We start from the raw sequence: 25,636 nt of genomic DNA on the forward strand, positions 1-25,636 counted from the left end.
CTTCGGAGTCGATTTTTCATCTGAGCTCCGGAGGATTCTGTGCACGTAGCTGACTACGTTTGGTACATCACCGTCGGCGTGCTGCTCGCGCTGCTGACGTTCGACGTTTTCGTCATCGGCCGTCGCCCGCACGAGCCGAGCACCCGCGAGTCGGCGACCGCGATCGCGTTCTACGTCGGCCTCGCGGTGGTCTTCGGCCTCGGCGTCTGGTTCTTCTCGGGCGGGCAGTACGCCGGGGAGTTCTTCGCCGGCTGGCTGACCGAGTACAGCCTGAGCGTCGACAACCTGTTCATCTTCCTGATCATCATGAGCAGGTTCGCGGTGCCCAGGAAGTACCAGCAGACCGCGCTGCTGGTCGGCATCATCCTGGCGCTGGTGTTCCGCGGCATCTTCATCGCGGTCGGCGCGGCCGCGATCAACCAGTTCTCGTGGGTCTTCTACATCTTCGGCGCGTTCCTGGTCTACACCGCGATCCACCTGGCCAAGCAGGGGGAGAACGACGATGACGACTTCAAGGAGAACGCTGTCATCCGGTTCGCGAAGAAGCGGCTGAACGCGACCGACGAGTACAACGGTGTGAAGCTCACGCTGAAGAAGAACGGCAAGCGGCTCGTCACGCCGATGGCGATCGTGATCATTGCCCTCGGCACCACCGACCTGCTGTTCGCGCTGGACTCGATCCCGGCGATCTACGGGCTGACGCAGGAGCCGTTCCTGGTGTTCACGGCGAACGTCTTCGCGCTGATGGGGCTGCGGCAGCTGTACTTCCTGCTCGGCGATCTGCTGAAGCGGCTGGTGTATCTGTCGCTGGGGTTGTCGGTGGTGCTCGCGTTCATTGGTGTGAAGCTGGTCCTGCATGCGATGCACGTGAACGAGCTGCCGTTCATCAACGGCGGGCACCACATCGAGTGGGCGCCGGAGATCCCGATCTGGTTCTCGCTCGGCTTCATCATCGTGACGCTGGGCATCACCACCGTCCTGAGCCTCCGCAAGTCCCGCACGATCAAGGCGGAGGAGCCTGCGGTCGAGGAGCCCGTGGAGCAGCCGGAGCTGCACCACAAAGAGTCCTGAAACAAGCACCCGCCCCTCGCTCCGCTCGGGGCGGGGTGGATGGAGAGCGCCGCCCGCGGTGGAGCGGGCGGCGCGGTGGTGCGGGCGGCCAGGTGGTGCGGGTGGTGCGGCGACCGGGGTGGTGCGGTGGTGCAGCTCCGCGGTGGCGCGGGGAGTGCGCTTCCGGCAGGTGTTGGGGGGTGGTTAGAAGCGGGCGGCTGTTACAAGAGTCGCTCGGCGGTCGTCGGTTAGGGGGCCGTTTTCCAGGCGTTTGCCGGTTTCGGAGGCGTGGAGCATGCCGGCGGGGGAGACGAAGCCGACGTGGTGGATCTGTTTGCCGGGGCGGCCGAAGAAGTACAGGTCGCCGGGCTGGGCTTCGTCGCTGGGGATGTTGGGCAGAGTGTCGGCCTGGTCGTGGGCGTCGCGAGGGGTCCGCATGCCGAGGACCCGGCTGACGGTATGGACCAGGCCGGAGCAGTCGAGCCCGTGCGCCGACGTACCGCCCCACAGGTACTCGAGGCCGAGGAACAGCTCTCCCAGCCGCAGCCGGTCCTCAGGTCCCGACGGCTCCAGCACCGACCGCAGTGCATCGTCGGCGATCCAGCCGGACCCTTCATCGGGCGTTGCAACCCGGGTGTACCCGTCGGCGCGCTCCACCGACGACAGTACGGTCGCGAACGACAGCTCCGCCAGCGGGCGACCACCAGGCTCGGCCAGCAGCGATGCGGTCGGTACGTCGATCGCCACCGGGTCGGTCGCGCTCTGCGGCAGTTCACCCAGGTGACTCGACGGGATCCAGCCCGGGTACCCCAGCTCGTCCTGGGACGACGGCTGCCACGGCGCGAGGATCTCCGACCAGCCGTCGCGTTCCGTGCGCACCAGCACGGGCTCGGCGAACAGCAGCTGGGTCAGGGTCCGGCCGTGCAACCCCAGCCGGGTCTCGGTGTCCATCGACTTGGCCCAGCCGGCCACATCGGGTTGGGCGGCGATCGCCGGCGCGTCGATGTCACGCGGCGCGTCCGGCGCGGTCCAGACCGTGCTGATCGGGACCTTGGTAGCGGCTAACTTCATGTGGTCAAGCCTGTCACGCCGAGTCCGGGAGCAGAAGGCAGGTGGATCAGTGAGCCGTCGTACCGGATTCCGCCGGTCACCGGCGGCTCGCGCAGCCACCAGGCGGCGTCGAGGTCGTTGACGGTCGTCGTCGGGTACGCCGACACCAGTGCGGCCGCCGCGCCGACACCGACGTGGCTCTCCATCATGCAGCCGACGATCGCGCCCAGCCCGTGCTCACGGGCCAGTTCGAGCAGCGTCCGCGCCGGTGCCAGCCCGCCGCACTTGGCCAGCTTCACGTTCACCAGGTCGGCCGCTCCTTGCCGGATCACGGCGACCAGATCGCGTACGCCGTACACGGACTCGTCGGCGAGGATCGGCGTACTGACCCGGTCGGTCACCCACGCCATCCCGTCGAGATCGGCCGCGGCGACCGGCTGCTCGACCAGCTCGATCGCGCAGCCCGCGTCCTCCAACGCCCGGATCACCGTGACCGCGTCGCGGCGGGTCCAGCCCTGGTTGGCGTCCAGCCGCAGCCGCGGCTCCGGCCCGATCGCCTCGCGGACCCGGCGGACCCGCTCGACGTCGCCGGCGGCGTCCGTCCCGACCTTGATCTTGAGTACGTCGAAGCCGTCCGCGATCCGGCCACGCCCGGCCTCCGCCAGCGCCGACGCATCACCGACCGACAACGTCACATCGGTCCGTACGACGTCGGCCGTCGACCCGAGGAACCCGTGCAGCGTCTGCCCGCGCCGCCGCGCCGCCAGGTCGTGCAGCGCGACATCGATCGCGTCCTTCGCGCCGAAGTTGCCGGCGGCCGCACCCTGCACCCGCCGCAGCGCTTCGGTGAGATCATCCGGACCGAGCCCGTCCAGTGCGGTCGTGATCGGGCCTTCGATACACGCCTGCGAACCGGCGAGCGAGTCCCCGGTCACCTTCCACACCTGCGGCGCCTCGCCCCAGCCGCTCAGCTCGCCGTCGCTCACCTCGACCAGCAGCGACTCGACGTGCGTCGCCGTACGCAACGCGGTGATGAACGGGGTGTGGAGCGGCGCCGACACCCGATGGGTCGTGATCTTCACCGCACGGCCTCCAGGTCGTGACGGTGGTTCCACGCTTCCAGCGCGATCGAGGCGATCAACTTCTGCGCGTCGGCATCCGGCAGGTCGGACGTAGTGCACACGACCAGCACGAACGGATCCGCGTCGTCCGGCCGGACGATCCCGCCGTCGTGCCGGATTCGGGTGTCCCAGCCGTTCTTGTGCTCGACCCGCGTCCCCGCCGGCAGCAGCGCCGGGATCTCGCCGTTCCACTGGTTGCCGGCCAGCAGGTCGCGCAGGTAGTCGCCGGAGGCACCCTTCTGGTTGCCGACCGCAACAAGCACCCCGGCGAGCCCGGCCGGGCTCATCAGGTTGCTGATGCCGGCGCGTTGGGCCGGTCCGTCGTCGATACCGCGCTGGATCTTGGACGTAGGGGAGGGCGAGCTGGACAGCGTTGCTTCGCTCAGTACGGCGTGGGCCGCGGGGATCCCGACCTGCTCGAGGACGAGGTCGGTCGCGAGGTTGCTGGAGCGGGTGATCATCTCGGTCGCGAGCCAGCCGAGCGGCACCTGCTTGCCCATCTCGGACCAGGTCGCGGGCGCCTCGTCCTCATCCGCGTCGACCGCGAACCGGCCGCTGCCCGCGGACGCGAAGTCGTTGTGCACGGTCACCGGCTGGTCGAGCGCCAGCTCTCCTGCCTCGACCTTGCGCATCATCGCCATCGCTACCGGCAACTTCATCGTGCTGGCCGAGTAATGCGCCCGCTCCGCATCGTGTTCGAACACCGGTACGCCGTCGAACCGGCCGAGCCACACCCCGAACTCCCCGCTCCCGCCAACCCCCTGGAGCAGCTCCGCAATTCCCATGCCGTCACCCAATCACAAGCCAGGACCTGGCAGACTGCTGAGGTGCGCTCCACGACGACCCACCCGGCTGCGTCGAGGGGGTTGGGGATTCTTCTCGGGTTCGCGGCGGATCGTGCGTTCGGCGACCCACGCCGCTTTCACCCGGTCGCGGGCTTCGGCCGGACCGCCAGCCGACTCGAGCGACGGCTGTACTCCGACTCCCGCGTGGCCGGAGCCGTCCACGCCGCGATCCTCGTCGGTGCCACCACGGTCCTGGGCTTCGCAGTCGAGCGGCTGACCAGCAAGCACCCGATCCTCCACACTGCCGCCACCGCCGCGGCGACCTGGACCGTGCTCGGCGCCCGCAGCCTCGAACGCGAAGCCGAGACGATGGCCGAGCTCCTCGAGGACAAGGACATCCCGGCCGCCCGCGACCGGCTGAGCCACCTGTGTGCCCGCGACGCCACCGACCTGGAGGCGGACGAGTTGGCCCGCGCAACGGTGGAGTCGATCGCCGAGAACACCTCGGACGCCTGCGTCGCGCCGCTGATCTGGGGCGGAGTCCTCGGCATCCCAGGCCTCCTCGGCTACCGGGCAGCGAACACCCTGGACGCGATGGTCGGCTACCGGTCACCGAAGTACGAGAACTTCGGATGGGCGTCGGCGCGGCTGGACGACGTAGTGAACCTGGTGCCGGCGCGGGTCTGCGCGGTGCTCACCGGGATCGCGGCCGGGCGGCCACGCGCGGCGACAGCTGTCTGGAAGCGCGACGCAGCCAAGCATCCGAGTCCGAATGCCGGCCCCGTCGAGGCGTCGTTCGCCGGTGCGCTCGGCCTCACGCTCGGTGGGACGAACGACTACGGCAGCTACCAGGAAGACCGTGGCACGCTGGGCGACGGGCCCGCGCCGGCGGTCGCCGACGTTCGGAGGACGGCCGCGCTGGCCCGCCGGGTCGGGGTGGCTGCGGTAGCCCTCGCCGCCATCACCGCGGTCACCGGCATGCGGAAGGGAAAGCGATGGGTCTGAGTCACAGGCCGATGCGGATCGTGTTGATGCGGCACGGGGAGTCCGAGGCGAATCTGGACAAGACCGTTTACGAGCGGATCCCGGATCACGCCGTACCGCTGACGCCGCACGGGCACGAGCAGGCGGCGAAGACGGGCAAGGAGCTGCGGGAGCTGTTCGAGAACGAGCCGGTCCGCGTGTATGTCTCGCCGTACCTGCGGGCCAGGCAGACCCTCGACTCGCTCGGGCTGGACGACCTGATCGAGATGCCGCGCGAGGAGCCGAGGCTGCGTGAGCAGGACTGGGCCAATCTGCAGGACACCGCGGACATCGAGCGGCAGGAGAAGCTGCGGGACTCGTTCGGGCACTTCTTCTACCGGTTCACGCAGGGTGAGTCGGGTGCGGACGTCTACGACCGGGTGTCGACGTTCCTGGAGACGATGCACCGCGACTTCGAGAACCCGGACGCGCCGCGGAACGTGCTGCTGGTCTCGCACGGGTTGACGATGCGGTTGTTCTGCACACGCTGGTTCCACTGGTCGGTGCGGTTCTTCGAGTCGCTGCGTAATCCGGGCAACGCGGAAACACGCGTCCTGCTGCGGCAACCCGATTTCCGGTACAAGCTGGACCGGCCGTTCGAGCAGTGGACGCCTTACGAACCGACGGAACGGGAGCGATCGGCATGGTTGTAGCGCAGACGCGGGACACGGTCCTCGAACTGCTGGCGAGCCTCACGCCCGCCCAGCTCGAGAAGATCCGGGCCCCGTTCGACATTCCGGACTTTCAGAAGTGGACGTATCTGCCGGGCCATGTGCCGGGGCTCGCGTTGACCGAGATGACGCCGGCCCAGCAGAAGCTCGTCGAGCGACTGGTGGCGACCGGGTGCAGCGACCGCGGTACGGCGGATGTCTGGGCCGTCCTCGACGCCGAGGTCTTCGTCCGCGGGCTGCCTGACCTGCCGCCGTCGGGGGAGTGGGAGGGGTCGATCGTCGGCGACCGCTATTTCCTCCGGGTCCTCGGAGATCCGAACGGGACGGACCCGTGGGCCTGGCGGCTGAACGGGCACCACCTCGCGCTGCACGTGACGCTGGTGGACGGCGCGATCGCCTTCACCCCGCAGTTCCTCGGCTCGAACCCGGCCGAGATCCGCACCGGTCCGCAGGCAGGCCGGCGGTTCCTGGCCGCCGAGCAGGACCTGGGCTTCCAGCTGCTGCACGCCCTCGAGCCTGGACAGCTCGAGGTCGCCGTGGTCTCCGACGCGGCGCCGGACGACATGCTGACCCGCGACGACCCGATCGCCGACGCGTCGCTGCTGCACCGCGGCCTCGGGTACGGCGACATGAACGAGGACCAGCGTCAGCTCCTCAGCCTGCTCATCGGTCAGTACGTCGGTCGCGCGGCCGGACCGATCGGGCTGCAGACCTGGCAGGACATCACCGAGCGCGGCATCGAGCGCCTGACCTTCGCCTGGGCCGGCGAGACCGAGCCCGGTGTCGGCCACCGGCACTACTACTCGATCGCCGGCCCCAGCTTCCTCGCCGAGTACGACAACACCCAGGACGACGCCAACCACATCCACTCGGTCTGGCGAGACTTCCGCAACGACTGGGGCACGGACCTCCTGGCGGCCCACTACGGCATGCACCGCTAGAGTCAGCCACGTCATCGACGGCATCAGCAGGAACCCGGTGTGAATCCGGGGCGGTCCCGCCACTGTGACCCGTAAGGGGAGTCAGGAACTGCCGCCGTCGTACCTCCGTTCGGGGCGTGGATACCCCGGGGAAGGAACGCCCTCGTGCTCCTGTTGCTCTCCACCGCCGACACCGACCTGCTCGCGGCCGCCGAGGCGGACGCCGGCTGGAAGGTCGCCAACCCTGCCCGCCTCGAGCTCGCCGAGCTCGGACCGCTGCTGGCTGCCGCCGAGATCGTCGTCGTCCGCCTCCTCGGCGGTCGCCGGGCGTGGGAGGAGGGTCTCGACGCGGTCCTCGCCTCCGGTAAGCCGACCGTCGTGGTCAGTGGTGAGGCCGCGCCCGACGCCGAGCTGATGTCGCTGTCGACCGTGCCTGCCGGTGCGGTCACCGAGGCGCTCGCGTACCTGCGCGAGGGCGGCGCGGACAACCTCCGCAACCTCGCCGGCTTCCTGCGGGACACGCTGCTGCTGACCGGTGACGAGTTCGACCCGCCGCGAGCGCTCCCGGCGTACGGACTGCGGGGGACATACGTCGAGGACGAGCGGCCCGTGGTCGGGATCGTCTACTACCGCGCGCACGAGATCTCCGGCAACACCGCCTTCGTCGACGCGCTCTCAGAAGCGGTGGTCGCGGCCGGCGCGCAACCGCTGCCGGTGTACTGCGGCACGCTGCGCGGGCTCGATCCGGCGGAGAACGTCGGGCTGTTCGACCTGCTGCGGAAGTGCGACGTACTGGTGACGACGCTGCTCGCGGCGGGTGGGGCGGTGGCCGCGAACGCCAGTGCCGGCGGTGCCGACGACGCGTGGGACGCCGGTGCGCTGGCCTCGCTCGACATCCCGCTGATCCAGGGGCTCGCGCTGACGTCGACCCGCGAGCAGTGGGTCGAGAGCGACGCGGCGATCAGTCCGCTCGACGCGGCGACGCAGGTGGCGATCCCGGAGTTCGACGGGCGGCTGATCACGATCCCGTTCTCGTTCAAGTCGTACGACGCCGACGGGCTGGCCCGCTACGCGCCGGATGCCGAGCGGTGCGCGCGGCTGGCCGGGATCGCGGTGGCGCACGCCCGGCTGCGGCACGTGCCGGCGGCGGAGAAGCGGATCGCGCTGGTGCTGTCGTCGTACCCGACGAAGCACGCGCGGATCGGGAACGCGGTCGGGCTGGACACGCCCGCGTCGGCCGTTGTCCTGCTCGGCCAGCTGGAGGCGGCCGGGTACGACCTCGGCGGGCTCGACCTCAACGAGTTGCAGGGCGCGGACGGGGCCGACGGGCTGATCCATCGCTTGATCGCGGCCGGTGGGCACGACGTCGACTGGCTGACCGACGAGCAGCTCGCGAACGCCGTCGCCAAGGTCCCGCTGTCCACCTACGCCACCTGGTTCGGTCGCACTCCCGAGTCGTTGCAGGCGGCAATGATCGAGGCGTGGGGCGAGGCGCCCGGCGAGTTGTACGTCGACACCTCGGGCGACGAGCCGGCGATCGCGCTGGCCGCCCTGCAGTTCGGCAATGTCGTGCTGATGATCCAGCCGCCCCGGGGCTTCGGCGAGAACCCGGTCGCGATCTACCACGACCCCGACATGGCGCCGTCGCACCACTACCTGGCGGCGTACCGCTGGCTGGAGGCGTCGCGCGACGAGGGCGGTTTCGGCGCGCAGGCCGTCGTCCACCTGGGCAAGCACGGGACGCTGGAATGGCTGCCAGGCAAGGGGATCGGGATGGCGGCCGACTGCGCGCCGGACGCGGTGCTCGGGAACCTGCCGATGGTGTACCCGTTCATTGTCAACGACCCGGGCGAGGGCACGCAGGCCAAGCGGCGGGCGCACGCGACGGTCGTCGACCACCTGGTGCCGCCGATGGCGCGGGCCGAGACATACGGCGACATGGCGAAGCTCGAGTACCTGCTGGACGAGTACGCGACGGTGTCCGCGCTCGATCCGGAGAAGGTGCCGACGCTGCGCGCGCAGATCTGGACGTTGATCCAGGCGGCGCAGCTGCACCACGATCTGCACACGTCGGAGAAGCCCGAGGACGAGGACTTCGACGAGTTCGTGCTGCACCTCGACGGGTACCTGTGCGAGATCAAGGACGTGCAGATCCGGGACGGGCTGCACATCCTCGGCGGAGCGCCGGCGGGTGAGGCGCGGGTCAATCTCGTGCTCGCGGTACTGCGGGCGCGGCAGCTGTGGGGTGGTTCGTACTCGATCCCGGGGCTGCGGACCGCGCTGGGGAACACGTTCGGTGTGGATGAGGCCGAGCTCCTCTCCAACCCTCGAGTGCCCGTGGACCTCGCAGATCTCGCGACGCTGGCCGACCTGCCGGCGGTGAGCGGCGCCGACGGTGTCGACCTGCTCGAGGCGGTCGCGCGGAAGCTGGTCGTCGGGATGGAGACGATGAGCTGGGACGCGACGAAGGTCCCGGTCGTCGTTGCCGAGGTGCTGGGCCGCGACTCCGCGGAGGTCGTGCAGTCGCTGACCTTCGCGGCCGAGGAGGTCGTACCGCGGCTGGCCCGTACCGGCGATGAGCTCGTGAACGTACTGCGGGCGCTCGACGGGCGGTTCGTGGAGGCCGGGCCGTCGGGGTCGCCGACGCGTGGGCTGGTGAACGTTCTGCCGACGGGACGCAACTTCTACGCGGTCGACCCGAAGGCGATCCCGAGCCGGAACGCCTGGGACGTCGGCGTCGCGCTCGCGGACTCGCTGCTGGCCAGGCACCAGGCCGAGACAGGGGAGTACCCGCGCTCGGTCGGCTTGACGATCTGGGGTACGTCGGCGATGCGCACCCAGGGCGACGACCTGGCCGAGGTGTTGTGGCTGCTCGGCTGCCGGCCGGTGTGGGACGAGGCGTCGCGGCGGGTCACGAGCTTCGAGGTGGTCGGGCTGGAGGAGCTCGGCCGGCCGCGGATCGATGTCACGATCCGGATCTCCGGCTTCTTCCGGGACGCGTTCCCGCACGTGGTCGCGCTGCTCGACGAGGCCGTGCGTACCGTCGCCGCCCTGGACGAGGATGCCGCGAGCAACTACCTGCGCGCACACGTCTCCGAAGACGTAGCTTCAGGCAATGATCTGCGCTCGGCCACCGCCCGGGTGTTCGGGTCCAAGCCGGGTTCGTACGGCGCCGGCCTGCTGCCGCTGGTCGACGCGCGGAACTGGCGCACCGACGCCGAGCTGGCCGAGGTGTACGCCGTCTGGGGCGGGTACGCGTACGGCAAGGACCTCGACGGCGCGGAGGCCCGCGGCTCGATGGAACGCGCGTACGCCCGGATCCAGGTCGCGGCGAAGAACGCCGACACCCGTGAGCACGACATCATGGACTCCGACGACTACTTCCAGTACCACGGCGGTATGATCGCGATGGTCCGCCACCTCACCGGCTCCAACCCGAAGGCGTACGTCGGCGACTCCGCCGTACCCGCGCAGGTCAAGACGCGGACGCTGGAGGAGGAGGCCAAGCGGGTCTTCCGGGCCCGGGTGGTGAACCCGCGGTGGATGTCCGCGATGCGGCGGCACGGGTACAAGGGCGCGTTCGAGATGGCGGCGACCGTCGACTACCTGTTCGGGTACGACGCGACCGCGGGCGTGGTCGACGACTGGATGTACGAGACGCTGACCACGGAGTACGTCAAGGATCCGGAGATGGCGGAGTTCTTCCGCAAGTCCAACCCGTGGGCGCGGCACGGCATCGCGGAACGCCTGCTGGAGGCGGCCCAGCGCGGGCTGTGGGCCGAGCCGTCGGCGGAGGCGCTGGAGACGCTGCGGAGCGCAGTACTTGAGACGGAGGGTGACATCGAGGACCGCGGCTGATTGGGTAGAACACATGCCGAGGATCCTGATCACGAACGATGACGGTTACCGCGCACCGGGGATCCGGGCGCTCGCGCCGGCGATCGCCGAGCTCGGGTACGACGTACTCGTGGTCGCGCCGCTGCTCGACGAGAGCGGTGTCGGCTCCGCGCGGGCGGGGATGATCGGGCGGCCGATCCGGACCGAGTCGGACGTGGAGAACGGCGTCACGTTCACCGGGATCGAGGGGACGCCGGCGCTCGCGGTGACGCTGGCGAACGTCGGGGCCTTCGGGCCGGCGCCGGATCTGGTGCTGTCCGGGATCAATCGCGGGCACAACATCGGCGTACCGATCTTCCACTCCGGGACGGTGGCGGCGGCCCTGACCGCGGCCGGACAGGGGACGTCGGCGGTTGCCGTCAGCATCGACTCCGAGGACCCGGTTCACTGGCCGACCGCGGCGACGATCGCCGGCGAGGCCCTCGGCTGGATCGCCGGCGAGCCCGCCGGCACGGTGCTGACGATCAACGTCCCCGACCGCCCGCTCGACCGGCTCTCCGGCGTACGGCACGCGTCGCTGGCCCCGATCAAGCGTTCCCGGATCGTCGGCACGACCGCCCCGACCGGCGAGCCGATGATCGAACTCGAATCCCCACGCGCCAACCCGGTCCCCGACTCCGACGAAGCCCTCCTCGCGGCCGGCTTCGTCACCGTCACCCCGATCGTCGGCATCCGCGAAGTAAAGGACGACACCGCCGCCACCGCCCTGGCCAAACGCCTACGGTGAAGCTCTTCGTCGCCTCGTACGGCGATGTCGACGCGCCGCCGCTGCTGTTCATCCACGGCCACGGCGGCGGCTACCACTTCCAACGCTGCCAGGCCGAACTCCTTGCCGACGGTCTGCGGCTGATCGCGCCGGACCAGCGCGGCGTACTCCGGTCGGGGCCGTTGCCGCCCGGCGAGCCGGTCAACCTCGACGTACTGCTGGCAGATTTCGAGCAACTGCGGGTGGACCTCGGAATCGAGCGGTGGGCGATCCTGGGGCACTCGGCGGGTGGCAACTACGCCGTCGAGTACGCGATCCGGCACCCGGCCGCGGTGAGCGCAGTGATCTTCGACTGTCCGTGCTGGGACTTCGACGCGAACGACCGGCACCGGCTGCCGATCTTTGCCCGCCTCTATGACGAGCTCGGTGATGCCGAACGGGCGGCGAAGTGCCGGGCTCTCGCCGCGGTGCCGCGCCGGTTGACGGCGGACGACAAGACCTACGAGCTGGCGTTCGGTCTCGGTGACCGATTCCAGGATCTGTCGTTCCATGACCCGTCCCGCCGGCCGGAGTTCGTCCGCCTTGGCGAAGAGGCCGGTTTCAGCGACGAGATGTGGGCCTACGGCAACAGTCACCTGACGACCCCGCCCGAGCTCTACGCCTCCAAACTCGCCCGTCTGTCCGAACTGACCCAGCCGTCGCTGCTCATCGAAGGCGTCGACGACCTCGCCACCGACCCCGTCTCGGTGCAGGCCTACCGCGATAACGCTCCCAACGGCCGCGTCGTCACCTTCGACCGCTCCGGCCACTTCACGCACTTCGAAGAGCCCGAGCGGTACGCCGCCCTGGTCCGCTCCTTCGTCCTCGGGGAGTCCAAGCGTTTGAAGGGTTCTGGCGGATAACTTCGGGCGGTTTTCGCGCATCTCAGTTGGTGTCTAAGGGGGCCACCATGGAAGCTGCCAGCTCGATCCCGAGGTCGATTCGCACTGTGCTCGCGGCGGTTGCCGTTGCTGCGGTTGTGGGGGGAGCGGTCAGTGTCCCGGCGGTTGCCCAGCGCAGCAACCCGATCCAGTTGGTGTCGGTCACGCCGGCCGGAAGCGGCGGGGACGGATCGTCGTACGCGGGCACGGAGAAGGGGCTGGGGGTCTCGGCTCACGGGCGGTACGTCGCGTTCTCGTCGTACGCGGATGACCTTGTGCCGGGTGACACGAACGGTCAACGGGACGTATTCGTCCGGGACACGATGACTGGACGTACGACGTCGGTGTCGGTCGGGACCGGGGGCGTACCGGGGAACGGGGAGAGCCGGGAGCCGTCGATCTCGGCGGACGGGCGGTATGTCGCGTTCAACTCGGCCGCGTCGAACCTGGTCGTGGGAGACACGAACAACAGCCAGGACATCTTCGTCCGCGATCTCAGGACCGGGCGTACGACACTGGTTTCGGTCGGCCGGACCGGGCCGGCGGACAGCGACTCGTGGGAGCCGGAGATCTCCGCCGACGGACGGCATGTGGCGTTCACGTCGAACGCGACGGACCTCGTCGTTGGCGACACCAACGCCACCGGAGATGTCTTCGTGCGCGACCTCGCCACCCGCCGGACCGAACGCGTCTCCGTGACGTCCGACGGGCAGCAGCTCGACGTGTACTCGAGTTCGCCGGCGATCTCCGGCGACGGACGCCGGGTGGCGTTCGTGACACCGGACCAGTTGGAGCCGACGCCGCCGCACACGGACACCGTGCTCTACGTCCGCGACCGCACCAAGAAGACGACGCGTGCGGTCTCGCTGGGTGTGCCGTCCGACCCGCGCGCCTTCAGCGTGGAAACCGTCTATCCCACCTTCTCCAGCGACGGCCGGTACCTGTCGTTCACCTTGATCAGCTGGCTCGGGATCGGCTTCGACTCCATCCCGAACGTCTGGCTGCGCGACCTGCGAACCAGCAAGCTGGAACTGATCACCGCCGACGTCCACGGCCAGCCGTCGACTGCTGTCGCCCCGGTCTTCCGCAGCGGCATCTCAGCCAACGGCAGGTACGTCGCCTTCGGGACCCCCGCACCGCTGACCGCCTCGGACACCGGGACCCTCAGCGACGTCTTCCGCCGCGACCGTAAGACCGGCGCACTGGTCTGGATCACCAAGGCCCAGGACCAGACCGACCCCTTCGGCGGCCGGTGGGGCAGCGTAGGCCCGGCCATCTCCGCCGACGGCCAACACGTCGCCTTCGATTCTGACGACAAGCAGCTGGCTCCAGGCGGCGGCACCTCCGGCCTCGACACCTACCTCTGGAGCGCTGCGCGTCCCCGGTAGCCAGCGTGGTCCCGCCGGCGGCGTGTGAGCCTGGTCGCTGGCGGGACTGGCCGGGTGTGCCATGATCGGCGCGACGAGTGTGGAGGAACACCGGTGACCGGCTTCGGCCGGGAGTCCGGGGCGGTCCCGCCACTGTGACCGGGTGAAGGTGCCCGGAAGCCAGGACATCCGCGGTCGTCCGCCGGGTCGCGATGTGGGCCGGCGTACCAGGCGTGGCGGGCGTGGACACCCGCTCGACGAAGGGACCCACCGCCGATGCGGCCAGCTTCTACCGGTTTTCCGTTCACCGCAGTCGTCGGGATGGAGGATCTCCAGCTCGCGCTGATCCTGGCCGCGATCTCGCCGGCGATCGGCGGGGTGCTGATCCGCGGCGAGAAGGGTACGGCGAAGTCGACCGCGGTCCGGGCGCTGACCGAGATCCTGCCGCCGGTGGACGTCGTACCCGGGTGCCGGTTCTCGTGTGACCCCGATCGGCCGGATGCGGACTGTCCTGACGGGCCGCATGCGGGTGAGGGGACGGTCCGGCCGGCGCGGTTGGTGGAGTTGCCGGTCGGGGCGACCGAGGATCGTGTGCTCGGGTCGCTGCACCTGGAGAAGGCGCTCGCGGAGGGCGTCACGGCGTACGAGCCCGGTCTGCTGGCTGCAGCGCATCGGGGGTTGCTGTACGTCGACGAGGTCAACCTCCTGCACGATCACCTCGTCGACGTGCTGCTTGATGCGGCCGCGATGGGGCGTGCGACGGTCGAGCGTGACGGGGTGTCGGTGACGCACCCGGCCCGGTTCGTGCTCGTCGGGACGATGAACCCGGAAGAGGGTGAACTGCGACCGCAGTTGCTGGACCGGTTCGGTCTGACCGTGGATGTGGTTGCCAGCCGCGATCCGGCGGTGCGGGTCGAGGTGATGCGGGCGCGACTGGGCTACGAGGCTGATCCGGCTGCCTTCATCGCGCGGTACGACGGGCGTCAGCGCGAGCTTGCCGAGCGGATCGTGAAGGCGCGCGACCTGCTCACCGAGGTGATCCTGACCGACGCGGCGCTCCGGCAGATTGCGGAGATCTGCGCGTCGTTCGACGTCGACGGGATGCGCGCCGACCTGGTCACCGCGCGTACGGCGGTCGCCCACGCGGCCTGGTCCGGGCGCACCGTGGTCGAGGTGGAGGACGTCCGCGCGGCCGCCAAACTCGCGCTCCCGCACCGCCGCCGCCGCAACCCGTTCGACGCCCCCGGCCTGGACGAGGACAAGCTGGAAGAGGCCATCAACAACAGCACCCCGACCGACCCGGACGACGACCCGGACGGTCCGGGCGGGCCAGGCGGGTCGGGCGGACCAGATGGGTCGGACGCAGCCGAGGGCGGGGACACCGCGGGTAACGCGCGTGGCGGGGACGCGGACGACGCCGCCGCAGGCGGCCAGTCTCCCGGCGAGCCGCGCGGCTCCGACGGGGCGGCGCCGGTTGGTGAGGTTGTTGGGAGTTCGGCGCCTTACAAGGCTCGGTTGTTGAGTGTGCAGGCGGCGGGGGTCGGGGTTGCGGGGCGGCGGTCTCGCGCTATCACTGAGGTTGGGCGAGTCGTGGGGGAGCGGGCTCGGGTCGGGCGGGAGTCGGGGCGGCCTCATCTGCTCGCGACGCTTCGGTCGGCGGCGCCGCATCAGCAGGTTCGTGGGCGGAGTGGGTCGGGGCTCGCCGTACGGGCCTCCGACGTGCGCCTCGCCGTACGCGAAGGGCGCGAAGGGAACATCGTGCTGTTCTGCGTCGACGCCTCCGGATCGATGGGGACGAAGAAGCGGATGGGCGAGGTGAAGACCGCGATCGTCTCGCTGCTGCTCGACGCGTACCAGCGGCGCGACACCGTCGGCCTGGTCACGTTCGCCGGTGCCGCCGCGACGGTCGCGCTCCCGCCGACGGGCAGCGTCGAGACCGCCGTACGACGCCTTGAGTCCCTCCCGACCGGTGGACGCACCCCACTAGCCGAGGGACTTCTCCAAGCGGCCGAGGTACTGCGCATCGCGGCGATCCGGGACCCGCGCCGCCGTCCGCTCCTCGTGCTCGTGACGGACGGCCGCGCCACCCACGGCGACAACGCGTTCGCCCGCGCGCGCCGGTCCGCGGGTTGGTTGGCCGAGCGCGGGATCGCGACCGTCGTCGTGGACTGCGAGCCGCACCGCGGTGTCCGGCTCGGTCTGGCGGCGGAGCTCGCGGCCGATCTCGGCGCGGAGTACCTCGACCTCGGAGACGTTGCTGCGGGCAACCTTGTCCGGACGGTGACCGAGCGGAAGGTGGCCTGAGATGCCGAAGGGGCAGCCGGTGGCCGTACCGGAGGACGGCCTGACTACCCGCCAGCGCCGCAACCGGCCGCTGCTGATGGTCCACACCGGCGAGATGAAGGGGAAGTCGACCGCCGCGTTCGGGATGGCGTTGCGGGCGTGGAACCAGGGGTGGAACATCGGCGTGTTCCAGTTCGTCAAGAGCGCCAAGTGGAAGGTCGGCGAGGAGGGCGCGTTCAAGGCGCTCGGTCAGTTGCATGAGGCAACTGGTCAGGGCGGGCCAGTCGAGTGGCACAAGATGGGCGAGGGCTGGAGCTGGTCGCGCAAGGCCGGCACCGAGGAGGATCACGCCGCCGACGCCCTCGAAGGCTGGCGCGAGATCCAGCGCCGACTGGCCGCCGAGACGCATGAGCTGTATGTCCTGGACGAGTTCACGTACCCGATGAAGTGGGGTTGGGTCGACGTGGACGAGGTCGTCGACACGCTCGTCAACCGGCCCGGTCATCAGTACGTCGTGATCACCGGCCGCGACGCGCATCCGAAACTCCTCGAGGCCGCGGATCTCGCCGCCGAGATGACCAAGCTCAAGCACCCGATGGACGCCGGCCAGAAGGGCCAGAAGGGCATCGAGTGGTGATCCCGCGGATCGTGATCGCCGCGCCGTCCTCCGGGGCCGGCAAGACCACCGTCGCCGTCGGGCTGATGGCGGCCTTGCGGCGGGCCGGGCATGTCGTTGCCGGGTTCAAGGTCGGACCGGACTACATCGACCCCGGGTTCCACGCGGTCGCGACCGGGCGGCCGGGGCGCAATCTCGACCCGATGCTGTCGGGGGAGGAGCGGGTCGAGCCGCTGTTCGCGCACGGGGCCGAGGGCGCTGACATCGCCGTGGTCGAGGGCGTGATGGGCCTGTACGACGGTGCGCTGGGCACGGAAGGTTTCTCGTCGACGGCGCATGTCGCGAAGTTGCTCAAGGCACCGGTGGTGCTCGTGGTGGACGCGTCCGCGGCGGGCCGGAGCGTCGGCGCCGTCGTCCAGGGTTTCGTTGCCTTCGACACCGAAGTACGGATCGTCGGGGTGATCCTCAACAAGGTCGGCTCCGACCGGCACGAGACCGAAGTACGTGCGGGCATCGCGCCGACCGGCGTACCTGTCCTCGGCGTACTCCGCCGCGACTCCCGCCTGACCGTGCCCAGCCGGCACCTGGGCCTCGTCCCTGCCGCGGAACAACGCGAACAGGCCGAACAGGCAGTAGAAGCAGCCGCGGAGCTGGTTCACCAAGGCGTAGACCTGGAAGCCTTCGTCACCGCAGCCCGAGCCGCCGTGTCCCACCCGGCGACGCCCTGGGACCCGACCAGCGCGCTCACCAGCGTCGAGGCGCCGAGCGCCGGGCCGACCGGCCCGGGAGCCGGAGAGTCCGTTCAGGCGCGGCGACCGGTGGTTGCGGTTGCGGGTGGGCCTGTCTTCTCCTTCCGTTACACGGAGACCACGGAGCTCCTCGCGGCCGCGGGCGCGGACGTCGTGACCTTCGACCCGCTCACCGACACGTTGCCGGAGGCAACTGCTGCGCTGTACCTCGGCGGAGGCTTCCCGGAGCTCCATGCCGAAGCGCTCTCCGCCAACACCAAACTCCGCGAACAGGTCGCCGCCGAGGTGGCCGCCGGCCTGCCCGTGATCGCCGAGTGCGCCGGCCTCCTGTACCTCTGCCGCGAGCTCGACGGCCACCCGATGACCGGCGTACTCCCGGCCACCGGCCGCATGACCAGCCGCCTCACCCTCGGGTACCGAACCGCGATCGCCGCAACCACGACCGACTTCTTCCACGAAGGGCGACGGGTCCGCGGCCACGAGTTCCACCGGACCGCGATCGACCTCGACGCCGACGTACCCCCGGCCTGGCACCTCCCGACCGGCACAGAAGGCATCACGCGTCCGCAGGTCCACGCGTCGTACCTGCACCTGCACTGGACCGCAACCCCCGACGTCGCAGCCCGTCTCGTGAAAGCCGCACGTAAACGATGAATCTCGTCCTAGGAATCGGTCTGCGAGCGAACACGCCGTACGCCGAACTCCGCGCCCTGGTGGACAGCGCCCTGGAGGAAGCCGGGGCCGGCACAGTCCAGCTGATCGTCACTGTCACCGACAAAGAAGCCGACCTGCGCCGTCTCGCCGACGACCTGAACGCGGAGCTCCGAGCGATCCCGCCCAGCGAGTTGGCCGAACACCCAGCGCCCAACCCCAGCCCGCAGGTCGAACACCTGGCAGGTACGCCGAGCGTCGCCGAAGCCGCGGTCCTGGCCGTCGGCGCCGAACTTCTCGTCCCCAAACGCCGATCCGCCAACGCGACCGCAGCCGTCGGCCGTCTCCCCGCGCCCGGCTACGAACCGGCGGACCGCGACGTCGTCCACCGCGTGATCGCCGAGCGCCGCGACGTACGCCGAGGTTTCCTGAACGTCCCGATCGGCAACGACCTCCTCACCAGGGTCCTCGAAGCTGCACACCGAGCGCCGAGTGTCGGACTGAGCCAGCCGTGGGACTTCCTGGTGATCCGCGACCTCGCGACCCGCCGGAAGGTGCACGACCTAGCCACCGCACAGCGTGACGCGTTCGCCGCCTCCCTCCCGGACGACCGGCGGGCGAAGTTCGACGGGCTGAAGATCGAGGCGATTCTCGACACCCCGGTGAACATCGCGGTGACCTGCGACCCCGGCCGCGGCGGAAGGCACGTGCTCGGCCGGCACGCCGATCCGCGGACCACCTGGTTCTCCGCCGCGATCGCGATCCAGAACCTCTGGCTGGCCGCCCGCGCCGAAGGACTCGGCGTCGGGTGGGTCTCGTTCTTCGAACCGGCCGAGGTCGCCGACGTACTCGACCTGCCCGCACACATCGAGCTCGTCGGCTACCTCTGTGTCGGGTACGTCGACGAGTTCGCGGCCGCACCGGAACTGGTCCGCTCGGGATGGGCGAAGCGCCGGCCACTGGAGTGGGCGATCCACCACGAGGAATGGGGCCGCCGCGACGCGTCGATCGTCGACGACGCGATCCACGCCGGCCAGAACGCAGTACCGGCTGCCGGGCAGCGCGTACGGGTGATCGTGGGCGGTGACGTAACTGATCTGCGGCAGGCGGATGTACTCGTCGTAGACCTCGGCGAGCACAAGCCGAGTGCCGACTTCGGAGTGTTGTGGAGGCCCGCGCGGACGCCGGCGGAGGCCGTCGAGTTCGGCGTCGAGATCGCCCGCGACCTGGCGCTGCAGGGTGTCGGCCAACTCGTCGTACAGGTCGACGAACCCTCGGAGCGGACCGAGGCGCTGGCTCGCGGGCTGAAGGTCGGTGCATCGGCCTGCGGTCTGACACACTCCTCCGCATGACAGCTGAACCGCCCATGTACGTGCCTGCGTTCTCGATGAAACAGCGTGTGACGCTGATGGCGAACAAGTATGAGCTGATCGCCGCCAACCCGGACGGGAGCGACGGCGCGCTGCTCGCGTTCGCCCAGCAGAAGCGGATGGCGTTCAAGGAGCAGGTGACGTTCTACACCGACGACACCAAGACCCAGCCGGTGTTCTCGTTCAAGGCCCGCAAGACGATCGACCTGGGTTCGGGGTACGACGTGTTCGACGGAGGAGGGCAGACGATCGGCTGGTTCAAGAAGGAGTTCGGCAAGAGCCTGCTCCGGTCCAGCTGGCAGCTCAGCGCACCCGGCGTCGACGCGAACGGCACCGAGCGGAACCCGACGATCGCGGTCCTGCGCCGGGTGTGGGACTTCGTGCCGTTCGTCGGCGAGATCCCGCTGCCGTTCATCTTCCACTTCGACTTCACCGAGGCCGGCTCCGGTCGGCCGGTGCTGTCGGTGGAGCGGCGGATGTCGATCCGTGACCGCTACCGGATCACGGTCCAGGACCAGCGGCTGGACTTCCGCGTCGCGGCGGCGATGACGGTCGCGCTGGACGCGCTACAGTCACGCTGAGTTCCCGGCGTACGACCAGGGTCGTACGCCGGACTCACTCTTTCGGGTGAACCTACCCTGAGAGCACGGAGAGCACTTGGTTCCGGCCTGACCGGATGCGAGGCTGTATTCATGGGCGTAGCACAGCGCAGTCGACGGTGGTTGGTTCCGGTGGCGACAGTCGCGGTGGTGGCAGGTGTGGGGGCACTCGGGCCAGTGGTCGCGGATGCGTCGCCGAAGCTGCCGACCATTTCCGCGCAGGATCTGTTGGCCAAGGTGCAGACCGCGAAGGTGGACGGTCTGAGCGGCACCGTCCGCTCGGACGCCGACCTGGGCCTGCCTGCGATCCCCGGCATGGCACCCGGCAGCCGTGAGCTCACCGACCTGCTGAGCGGGCAGCACACTGCGCGGGTCGCGTTCGCCAGCCCGGACAAGGCCCGGGTCTCGCTCATCGACAACCAGGCCGAGCAGCTCTGGACCACCGACGGCAAGTCCGCTTGGGCGTATGACTCGTCCAAGCGTGAGGCCACGAAGCTGACGCTGCCTGCGCACAAGACCACCAAGCCCGAGAAGGCCCTGCCGGAGTCGTACGATCCGCAGGCGGTCGCCAAGCAGTTCCTCGACGCGATCGACCCGTCCACCGCGGTCCAGGTCAGTGGCACCGAGAAGGTCGCCGGCCGCGACGCCTACAAGCTGCGTCTGGTGCCGAAGACCGACAAGACCACCGTCGGTTCGGTGACGCTGGCGATCGACTCGAAGACCTGGGTCCCGCTGGACGTCACCGTGATGCCGCGGACCGGCAACGACCCCGCGGTCGAGCTGGGCTTCACCTCGGTGTCGTTCGACGTACCGTCGGCGAGTTCCTTCACCTTCACCCCGCCGAAGGGCGTGAAGGTCACCGACCAGAAGCTGCCGGCCAACCACGAGCGCCCGCACAGCGTGCCGCCGAAGCTGGTCAAGCCGAGCACGCCTGGCAAGTCTGGTGTGGCGCAGGCAGACAAGCCGACCATCATCGGCACGGGCTGGGACAGCGTCGCGATGATCCGTGGAGCCAACGCCGCCGGCCTGGCAGCGAACCCTGCCTCCGGTCCGCTCGGCCAGCTGTTGGCGAAGGCTCCGACCGTGCAGGGCTCCTGGGGTAAGGGCAAGGTGCTGACCACCAGGATGGTGAGCGCGCTGATCACCGACGACGGCAGGGTCTTCGTCGGCCTGGTCACCCCGGACACCCTGCAGGCCGCCGCCGCGAAGGCCCCCCGCTGAACGGCGACATGGCGAGCGCTCCGGTCGTCACCCGCGGGCTGACCAAACGTTTCCACGGCGGGCAGGTGGCGGTGGACGCGGTCGACCTCGAGGTGCCGGCCGGGAGCGTGTACGGCTTCCTCGGCCCGAACGGGTCGGGGAAGACCACGACGATCCGGATGCTGCTCGGCCTGATCGCGCCGACCTCCGGTGAGGTCGAGCTGCTCGGCGAGCCGATGCCGAAGGCGCACCTGCGGGTCCTCCCGCGGGTCGGCGCGCTGGTCGAAGGGCCGGCGTTCTACCCGTTCTGGACCGGCCAGGCGAATCTGCTCCGCTTCGACGCCGCCGACCGCACCGCCGACCCGAAGACCCGCAAGGCCCGGGCCGGCGAGGCGCTGGAGCGGGTCGGTCTGTCGAACGCGGCCGGCAAGAAGGTCCGTGCGTACTCGCTGGGTATGCGCCAGCGGCTCGCGATCGCAGTCGCCCTGATGCAACGGCGCGAGCTGCTCGTGCTGGACGAGCCGACCAACGGTCTCGACCCGCAGGGCACCCGCGAGGTGCGGCACCTGATCCGCGACCTGGCAAGTGATGGGACGACGGTCTTCACCTCGACCCACCTGCTCGCCGAGGTAGAGCAGGTCTGCACGCATGCCGCGATCATGAACCGCGGCAAGCTGCTCAGGCAGTCCACGGTGGCCGATCTGCGCGCCGAGCTCCGCCCGCGACTTGTCGTGCGTACGCCGGATCTCGGAGCGGCGGCCGAGACGCTGCAAGGTCTGGGCGTGACCGAGCTGAAGACGACCGAGGAGACCGTCGAGGGCGATCCCGGCGAGTTGCCGATCGAGAAGTTCGCGGCCGCGCTGGTCGCGGCCGACGTACGTATCCACGGCTTCGGCCTGGAACGCCCGAGCCTGGAGGACACGTTCGTGGCACTCACCGGGGAGGGCTTCGATGTCGCCGAGTGAGGTCTCCGCGGAAGTCACAGCGACCGCCGTCGCCAGGCCGAGTGCGGGGCGGCACACCGTGGCGCTGTTCATCTCCGAGCTCAGGCTGGTCTTCGGCCGTGCCCGGACGCAGGTGGGTCTCGGGGTGCTGGCCGCCGTCCCGTTGCTGATCGGGATCGCGATCAAGCTCTCCGGGAACGACGGCGGGACCGAGGGGTTCATCGGTCAGGTCGCCGGCAATGGGCTGTTCCTGATCGTGGCCAGCCTCGGCCTGTCGCTGCCGTTCTTCCTGCCGACCGCGGTGACGGTCATCTCGGGGGAGTCGCTGGCCGGCGAGGCGAGCCTCGGCACGCTGCGCAACCTGCTGACCGCGCCGGCCGGCCGGTCCCGGCTGCTCGCCGCGAAGATGGTCGCGCTCACGGTCTTCTGCCTGGTCGCGACGATGACGATCTGGGTCTCCGGGTTGATCGTCGGCTTCATCCTGTTCCCGGTCGGCGACGTACTCCTGCTGTCCGGCTCGACCGTCTCCCTCGGTGAGGGGCTGCTCCGGGCGCTCGGGATCGCCATCGTGATCTCGCTGTCGCTGCTCGGACTGGCCGCGATCGGCCTGTTCGTCTCGTCGCTGACCTCGACCCCGCTGGCGGCGATGGCGGCGACGTTCGGCACGTTCATCGTGCTCGGCATCATGACCGCGATCCCGCAGCTGCACGCGATCCACCCGTGGCTGCTGATGTACCGCTGGCAGTCGTTCGCCGACGTGCTCCGAGACCCGCCGTACTGGCACGACATCGGCCGCAACCTGCTCCTCCAGGCCGGGTATGTCGCCGTCTTCTACACCGGCGCCTGGGCCCGAATCACGAGCCGCGACATAACCTAGGCCCAGTGAGAGCCGATCTCGTCACCGCGCTGCGCTGCCCGGTCTGTGCCGACGGGCTGATGCTGGCCGACCGTACGGCGCGGTGTCCGCGCGGGCACTCGTACGATCTGGCGAAGCAGGGCTACCTGAATCTGTTGCCTGCGGCATCGAATGGGATCGAGGGCGATTCGGCCGCGATGGTCGGCGCCCGCACGGTGTTCCTGGGGACCGGGCATTACGCCGCGATCCGGGACGCGCTGATCCTGGCGTCCGGGCTCGGCGAGGAAGACCTGGTCGTGGAGGTCGGCGCAGGCACCGGCTACTACCTGGCCGGAGTCCTGGGCCTGAGTCCGCAACGTCGTGGGATCGCCCTGGACGTGTCGAAGTTCGCCGCCCGCCGCGCCGCGAAGGTGGATCCGCGGATCGCGTCCGTGGTGTGCGACGCGTGGCAGGAACTGCCGCTCGTCGACGGCTCCGCCCAGCTGATGCTGAACGTGTTCGCGCCGCGCAACGCAGCGGAGATGGCGCGCGTCCTCGCGCCCGGCGGCCGCTTGCTCGTGGTTACACCGAACCAGCACCATCTCGCCGAGTTGGTCGACGTACTCGGACTGGTCAGCGTCGACGAGGAGAAGGAACGCAGGCTGCGGGCGTCGCTGGCGGGGGAGTTCGACCAGATCGACAGTGAGGTCGTCGAGGAGACGATGCGGCTCGACAAGGCAGCCGTGGAGCAGTTGGTGCTGATGACGCCGAGCGCGCGGCATGTGAACTACCGCGAGCTGCTGCAGCAGCTCGCGATACTCCCGGAGCCCGTGATCGTCACGCTCTCCGTCACGCTCTCGACGTGGCGGACGCTCACCACGTAGGTCAGGCGGCCTTGCCGACCAACTCGCGGCCGACCACGGTGCCGTGGTTCTCGGCCTCGACGTGCGCCTCGGACTCCGAGACCTTGGAGGCGTCGATCAGCTCCTCCATGCCCGGGGTGACCGGGGCCAGGGTGAGCTCAGCGGCGGCAGTGCGGATGTTCATCCCGAACACGTCGCCGAAGATCCGCTCGAGGTACGGCGTGGCGTGGTCCCAGCCGTGCTTCGGCGTACCCGGGGCGTAGCCGCCGCCGCGGGCGAGGGCGAAGATCGCGGGCCGGCCGACCAGCGGGCGGGAGCCGAAGGCGAGGTCCCGGTCCATCAGCAGCAGGTCGATCCAGGTCTTCGCGTTCTGGGCGATGCCGTAGTTGTAGAGCGGCACGGCGAGCAGGATCGCGTCGGCGTTGCGGACCTCGGCCGAGAGGTCGGCGGCGATCGCCTGCGCCTCGGCGAGCGGCATCCGGTCGGCGTCGGCGACCGGCTCCTGGCCCACCTGGGCGGCGGCCAGCGTCGGCCACACGGTCGCGGGCAGCGGGTGCTGTCCGAGGTCCCGCCGTACCACGACGCCGTCCGGGTGCTCGGCCTTCCAGGCGGCCTCGGCGCTGTCGGCCAGGGCGCGGGACACCGAACCGTCCAGCCGGATGCTGGCGTCGATGCGTAGCAGGGTGCTCATAGGTTCTGTCTCCATCGAGTTGAGGGGGCGTGCTCATGTTGAGCTGTACCGAAGATAATCTGTGAAGCAGAACATATTCAAGTCAGATCGTATTCCGGGTGGCGTACACCACGTACGATGGGGACATGTCCAGTACTTCGCCTGAGGTCGCGACCAGGGTCGCCCGTGGGGTCGAGCCGCCGGTCGCCAGTGGCGCGCCGGTCGAGGCCGACCTCGGCTGGGCGCTGGGCGTCGTCTTCCGGCGGTACGCGAAGGCCTCCGCGGCGGCGCTCGAGGGCCTGCCCGGCGGTCCGCGCGGCTACCAGGTGCTCGCGACGACGAACGCCGAAGGGCCGAAGCGGCAGCTCGATCTGGCCGCCCAGCTCGGCGTCGACCGGACCGTGATGACCTACCTGCTCGACGACCTGGAGAAGGCGGGGCTCGTGCAGCGCCGGCCCGACCCGGCCGACCGTCGCGCGCGGCTGATCGCGCCGACCGACGAGGGCGTCGAGGCGCTGTGTGAGCTGGAGCGCCGCCTGCGCAGCACGGAGGAGGAGGTGCTGGGCATCCTGGAGGAGTCGGAGCGCGCCAGCTTCCGGATGCTCCTGCAGCGCGTCGCGATGAAGGCCAACGCCATCGACCCCCTGCACAACGCCTGCACCCTGGCCGAGGCCGACAACCCGGCCAGCACCTAACTAGTGCAGCGGCACGAAGCCTGACTCGTAGGCGCGGATCACCGCTTGGGTGCGGTCCCGGGCGTTGAGCTTGGACAGCACGTTGGCGACGTGTGTCTTGACCGTCTGCAGGCCCAGGATGAGCTCTCCGGCGATCTCGGCGTTCGACAGACCGCGCGCCATCAACCGAAGCACCTCCTGCTCCCGCTCGGTCAGCTGATACTCGTCCAGGCCGCTCGGGGTCTGCGGTCCGACGTGGGCGAGCGCCAGCGCCCGGATCGCCTCCGGGAACAGCAGCGACTCGCTCCGCGCGACGGTCCGGATCGCGGCGATGATGTCGTCCGGGGGAGTCCGCTTGAGCAGGAACCCGGACGCGCCGGCGCGCAGCGCGTCGTACACGTAGTCGTCGTTCTCGAACGTGGTGACGACCAGTACGCGCGGCGCCGGGTCCAGGTTCTCCAGCAGCAGCCGGGTCGCCTGGATGCCGTCGACCGCAGGCATCCGGACATCCATCAGTACGACGTCGGCCCCGGTACGGCGAACCACCGGCAGGACCTCCGCGCCGTCACCGGCCTCGCCGACCACCGAGAGGTCGGGCTCGGCGTTGATGATCGCGCGCAGCCCGCTCCGGATCAGCGGCTCGTCGTCGACCACGACCACCGACAGATTCAT

General features: G+C 69.9%; 23 protein-coding genes and 2 riboswitches. Of the genes, 18 read left to right on the plus strand and 5 right to left on the minus strand.

What is annotated here, in order from left to right:
* Positions 1 to 39 precede the first annotated feature (39 nt).
* Positions 40 to 1,071 (plus strand): TerC family protein, encoded by a 1,032-nt coding sequence (locus tag ABT313_RS36110; protein ID WP_350863291.1) that lies wholly within the window; start codon positions 40 to 42, stop codon positions 1,069 to 1,071.
* 183 nt (positions 1,072 to 1,254) lie between these two features.
* Here ABT313_RS36110 and ABT313_RS36115 read toward each other — a convergent pair whose 3' ends face one another.
* Genes ABT313_RS36115 through ABT313_RS36125 form a run of 3 tightly spaced genes read right to left on the minus strand, consistent with a single transcriptional unit; the run spans position 1,255 to position 4,006 of the window.
* The gene (locus ABT313_RS36115) at positions 1,255 to 2,121 is read right to left on the minus strand and encodes a C40 family peptidase (RefSeq protein ID WP_350863293.1); all 867 of its coding nucleotides are present in this window, start codon (positions 2,119 to 2,121) and stop codon (positions 1,255 to 1,257) included.
* Positions 2,118 to 3,182, minus strand: a complete 1,065-nt coding sequence (locus tag ABT313_RS36120) for a mandelate racemase/muconate lactonizing enzyme family protein (protein WP_350863295.1) — start codon at positions 3,180 to 3,182, stop codon at positions 2,118 to 2,120. Before ABT313_RS36120 ends, ABT313_RS36115 begins: the two co-directional genes overlap by 4 nt.
* Positions 3,179 to 4,006 (minus strand): serine hydrolase, encoded by an 828-nt coding sequence (locus ABT313_RS36125; protein WP_350863298.1) that lies wholly within the window; start codon positions 4,004 to 4,006, stop codon positions 3,179 to 3,181. The genes ABT313_RS36120 and ABT313_RS36125 overlap by 4 nt, the downstream gene beginning before the upstream one ends.
* A gap of 42 nt (positions 4,007 to 4,048) precedes the next feature.
* Between ABT313_RS36125 and ABT313_RS36130 the strand changes: the two genes are divergently transcribed.
* The 16 genes from ABT313_RS36130 (at position 4,049) to ABT313_RS36205 (ending at position 23,641) form a co-directional block, all read left to right on the plus strand.
* Positions 4,049 to 5,011 (plus strand): cobalamin biosynthesis protein, encoded by a 963-nt coding sequence (locus ABT313_RS36130; protein ID WP_350863301.1) that lies wholly within the window; start codon positions 4,049 to 4,051, stop codon positions 5,009 to 5,011.
* A gap of 11 nt (positions 5,012 to 5,022) precedes the next feature.
* Positions 5,023 to 5,682, plus strand: a complete 660-nt coding sequence (locus ABT313_RS36135) for a histidine phosphatase family protein (protein ID WP_350863304.1) — start codon at positions 5,023 to 5,025, stop codon at positions 5,680 to 5,682.
* Positions 5,673 to 6,641: a DUF3500 domain-containing protein gene (locus ABT313_RS36140; protein ID WP_350863306.1), complete on the plus strand. Its 969-nt coding sequence runs from the start codon at positions 5,673 to 5,675 to the stop codon at positions 6,639 to 6,641. The genes ABT313_RS36135 and ABT313_RS36140 overlap by 10 nt, the downstream gene beginning before the upstream one ends.
* A 1-nt stretch (position 6,642) precedes the next feature.
* Positions 6,643 to 6,751: riboswitch (cobalamin riboswitch) on the plus strand.
* Between the two features lie 34 nt (positions 6,752 to 6,785).
* Entirely contained in the window at positions 6,786 to 10,478 is a 3,693-nt protein-coding gene (gene cobN / locus ABT313_RS36145; RefSeq protein ID WP_350863309.1) for a cobaltochelatase subunit CobN, read from the plus strand.
* Between the two features lie 13 nt (positions 10,479 to 10,491).
* Entirely contained in the window at positions 10,492 to 11,244 is a 753-nt protein-coding gene (surE, locus tag ABT313_RS36150) for a 5'/3'-nucleotidase SurE (RefSeq protein WP_350863312.1), read from the plus strand.
* Positions 11,241 to 12,125 carry an alpha/beta fold hydrolase gene (locus ABT313_RS36155; RefSeq protein WP_350863314.1) on the plus strand — a complete coding sequence of 295 codons (885 nt, stop codon included), beginning with the start codon at positions 11,241 to 11,243 and terminating at the stop codon, positions 12,123 to 12,125. The genes surE and ABT313_RS36155 overlap by 4 nt, the downstream gene beginning before the upstream one ends.
* Before the next feature lie 47 nt (positions 12,126 to 12,172).
* On the plus strand, positions 12,173 to 13,531 hold the full coding sequence (locus ABT313_RS36160; RefSeq protein ID WP_350863316.1) for a TolB family protein: 1,359 nt from the start codon (positions 12,173 to 12,175) through the stop codon (positions 13,529 to 13,531).
* 85 nt (positions 13,532 to 13,616) lie between these two features.
* Positions 13,617 to 13,698: riboswitch (cobalamin riboswitch) on the plus strand.
* A gap of 133 nt (positions 13,699 to 13,831) precedes the next feature.
* Positions 13,832 to 15,814, plus strand: coding sequence for a magnesium chelatase subunit D family protein (locus tag ABT313_RS36165; RefSeq protein WP_350863319.1), 1,983 nt, complete (start codon positions 13,832 to 13,834; stop codon positions 15,812 to 15,814).
* Position 15,815: 1 nt separating this feature from the next.
* Positions 15,816 to 16,430, plus strand: coding sequence for a cob(I)yrinic acid a,c-diamide adenosyltransferase (gene cobO / locus ABT313_RS36170; protein ID WP_350863322.1), 615 nt, complete (start codon positions 15,816 to 15,818; stop codon positions 16,428 to 16,430).
* Positions 16,424 to 17,812, plus strand: coding sequence for a cobyrinic acid a,c-diamide synthase CobB (locus ABT313_RS36175; protein ID WP_350863325.1), 1,389 nt, complete (start codon positions 16,424 to 16,426; stop codon positions 17,810 to 17,812). The genes cobO and ABT313_RS36175 overlap by 7 nt, the downstream gene beginning before the upstream one ends.
* Positions 17,809 to 19,161, plus strand: a complete 1,353-nt coding sequence (bluB, locus tag ABT313_RS36180) for a 5,6-dimethylbenzimidazole synthase (protein WP_350863328.1) — start codon at positions 17,809 to 17,811, stop codon at positions 19,159 to 19,161. Before ABT313_RS36175 ends, bluB begins: the two co-directional genes overlap by 4 nt.
* Positions 19,158 to 19,760, plus strand: coding sequence for an LURP-one-related family protein (locus ABT313_RS36185; protein WP_350863331.1), 603 nt, complete (start codon positions 19,158 to 19,160; stop codon positions 19,758 to 19,760). Before bluB ends, ABT313_RS36185 begins: the two co-directional genes overlap by 4 nt.
* Before the next feature lie 150 nt (positions 19,761 to 19,910).
* Positions 19,911 to 20,999 (plus strand): LolA family protein, encoded by a 1,089-nt coding sequence (locus ABT313_RS36190; RefSeq protein WP_350863334.1) that lies wholly within the window; start codon positions 19,911 to 19,913, stop codon positions 20,997 to 20,999.
* Between the two features lie 8 nt (positions 21,000 to 21,007).
* On the plus strand, positions 21,008 to 21,943 hold the full coding sequence (locus ABT313_RS36195; protein ID WP_350863337.1) for an ABC transporter ATP-binding protein: 936 nt from the start codon (positions 21,008 to 21,010) through the stop codon (positions 21,941 to 21,943).
* On the plus strand, positions 21,930 to 22,799 hold the full coding sequence (locus ABT313_RS36200) for an ABC transporter permease (RefSeq protein ID WP_350863340.1): 870 nt from the start codon (positions 21,930 to 21,932) through the stop codon (positions 22,797 to 22,799). Before ABT313_RS36195 ends, ABT313_RS36200 begins: the two co-directional genes overlap by 14 nt.
* A 5-nt stretch (positions 22,800 to 22,804) precedes the next feature.
* The gene (locus tag ABT313_RS36205; RefSeq protein WP_350863342.1) at positions 22,805 to 23,641 is read left to right on the plus strand and encodes a putative RNA methyltransferase; all 837 of its coding nucleotides are present in this window, start codon (positions 22,805 to 22,807) and stop codon (positions 23,639 to 23,641) included.
* A 1-nt stretch (position 23,642) separates the two neighbouring features.
* Here ABT313_RS36205 and ABT313_RS36210 read toward each other — a convergent pair whose 3' ends face one another.
* Positions 23,643 to 24,311 carry an FMN-dependent NADH-azoreductase gene (locus ABT313_RS36210; RefSeq protein ID WP_350863345.1) on the minus strand — a complete coding sequence of 223 codons (669 nt, stop codon included), beginning with the start codon at positions 24,309 to 24,311 and terminating at the stop codon, positions 23,643 to 23,645.
* Positions 24,312 to 24,436: 125 nt separating this feature from the next.
* Between ABT313_RS36210 and ABT313_RS36215 the strand changes: the two genes are divergently transcribed.
* Positions 24,437 to 24,985 carry a MarR family winged helix-turn-helix transcriptional regulator gene (locus tag ABT313_RS36215; protein WP_350863348.1) on the plus strand — a complete coding sequence of 183 codons (549 nt, stop codon included), beginning with the start codon at positions 24,437 to 24,439 and terminating at the stop codon, positions 24,983 to 24,985.
* Here the strand turns inward: ABT313_RS36215 and ABT313_RS36220 are convergent, their stop codons facing one another.
* The gene (locus tag ABT313_RS36220; RefSeq protein ID WP_350863351.1) at positions 24,986 to 25,636 is read right to left on the minus strand and encodes a response regulator transcription factor; all 651 of its coding nucleotides are present in this window, start codon (positions 25,634 to 25,636) and stop codon (positions 24,986 to 24,988) included.

It is taken from the genome of Kribbella sp. NPDC000426, from assembly GCF_040300265.1.
In the GTDB taxonomy this organism is placed as follows: domain Bacteria; phylum Actinomycetota; class Actinomycetes; order Propionibacteriales; family Kribbellaceae; genus Kribbella.

What these genes read in the sequence shown, in the direction of transcription:
- ABT313_RS36115 (WP_350863293.1), bottom strand. Translation starts at nt 2,121, where the DNA reads ATGAAGTTAGCCGCTACCAAGGTCCCGATCAGCACGGTCTGGACCGCG.
- ABT313_RS36125 (WP_350863298.1), bottom strand. Translation starts at nt 4,006, where the DNA reads ATGGGAATTGCGGAGCTGCTCCAGGGGGTTGGCGGGAGCGGGGAGTTC.
- ABT313_RS36135 (WP_350863304.1), top strand. Translation starts at nt 5,023, where the DNA reads ATGCGGATCGTGTTGATGCGGCACGGGGAGTCCGAGGCGAATCTGGAC.
- ABT313_RS36140 (WP_350863306.1), top strand. Translation starts at nt 5,673, where the DNA reads ATGGTTGTAGCGCAGACGCGGGACACGGTCCTCGAACTGCTGGCGAGC.
- surE (WP_350863312.1), top strand. Translation starts at nt 10,492, where the DNA reads ATGCCGAGGATCCTGATCACGAACGATGACGGTTACCGCGCACCGGGG.
- ABT313_RS36160 (WP_350863316.1), top strand. Translation starts at nt 12,173, where the DNA reads ATGGAAGCTGCCAGCTCGATCCCGAGGTCGATTCGCACTGTGCTCGCG.
- ABT313_RS36165 (WP_350863319.1), top strand. Translation starts at nt 13,832, where the DNA reads ATGGAGGATCTCCAGCTCGCGCTGATCCTGGCCGCGATCTCGCCGGCG.
- cobO (WP_350863322.1), top strand. Translation starts at nt 15,816, where the DNA reads ATGCCGAAGGGGCAGCCGGTGGCCGTACCGGAGGACGGCCTGACTACC.
- bluB (WP_350863328.1), top strand. Translation starts at nt 17,809, where the DNA reads ATGAATCTCGTCCTAGGAATCGGTCTGCGAGCGAACACGCCGTACGCC.
- ABT313_RS36185 (WP_350863331.1), top strand. Translation starts at nt 19,158, where the DNA reads ATGACAGCTGAACCGCCCATGTACGTGCCTGCGTTCTCGATGAAACAG.
- ABT313_RS36195 (WP_350863337.1), top strand. Translation starts at nt 21,008, where the DNA reads ATGGCGAGCGCTCCGGTCGTCACCCGCGGGCTGACCAAACGTTTCCAC.
- ABT313_RS36200 (WP_350863340.1), top strand. Translation starts at nt 21,930, where the DNA reads ATGTCGCCGAGTGAGGTCTCCGCGGAAGTCACAGCGACCGCCGTCGCC.
- ABT313_RS36210 (WP_350863345.1), bottom strand. Translation starts at nt 24,311, where the DNA reads ATGAGCACCCTGCTACGCATCGACGCCAGCATCCGGCTGGACGGTTCG.
- ABT313_RS36215 (WP_350863348.1), top strand. Translation starts at nt 24,437, where the DNA reads ATGTCCAGTACTTCGCCTGAGGTCGCGACCAGGGTCGCCCGTGGGGTC.
- ABT313_RS36220 (WP_350863351.1), bottom strand. Translation starts at nt 25,636, where the DNA reads ATGAATCTGTCGGTGGTCGTGGTCGACGACGAGCCGCTGATCCGGAGC.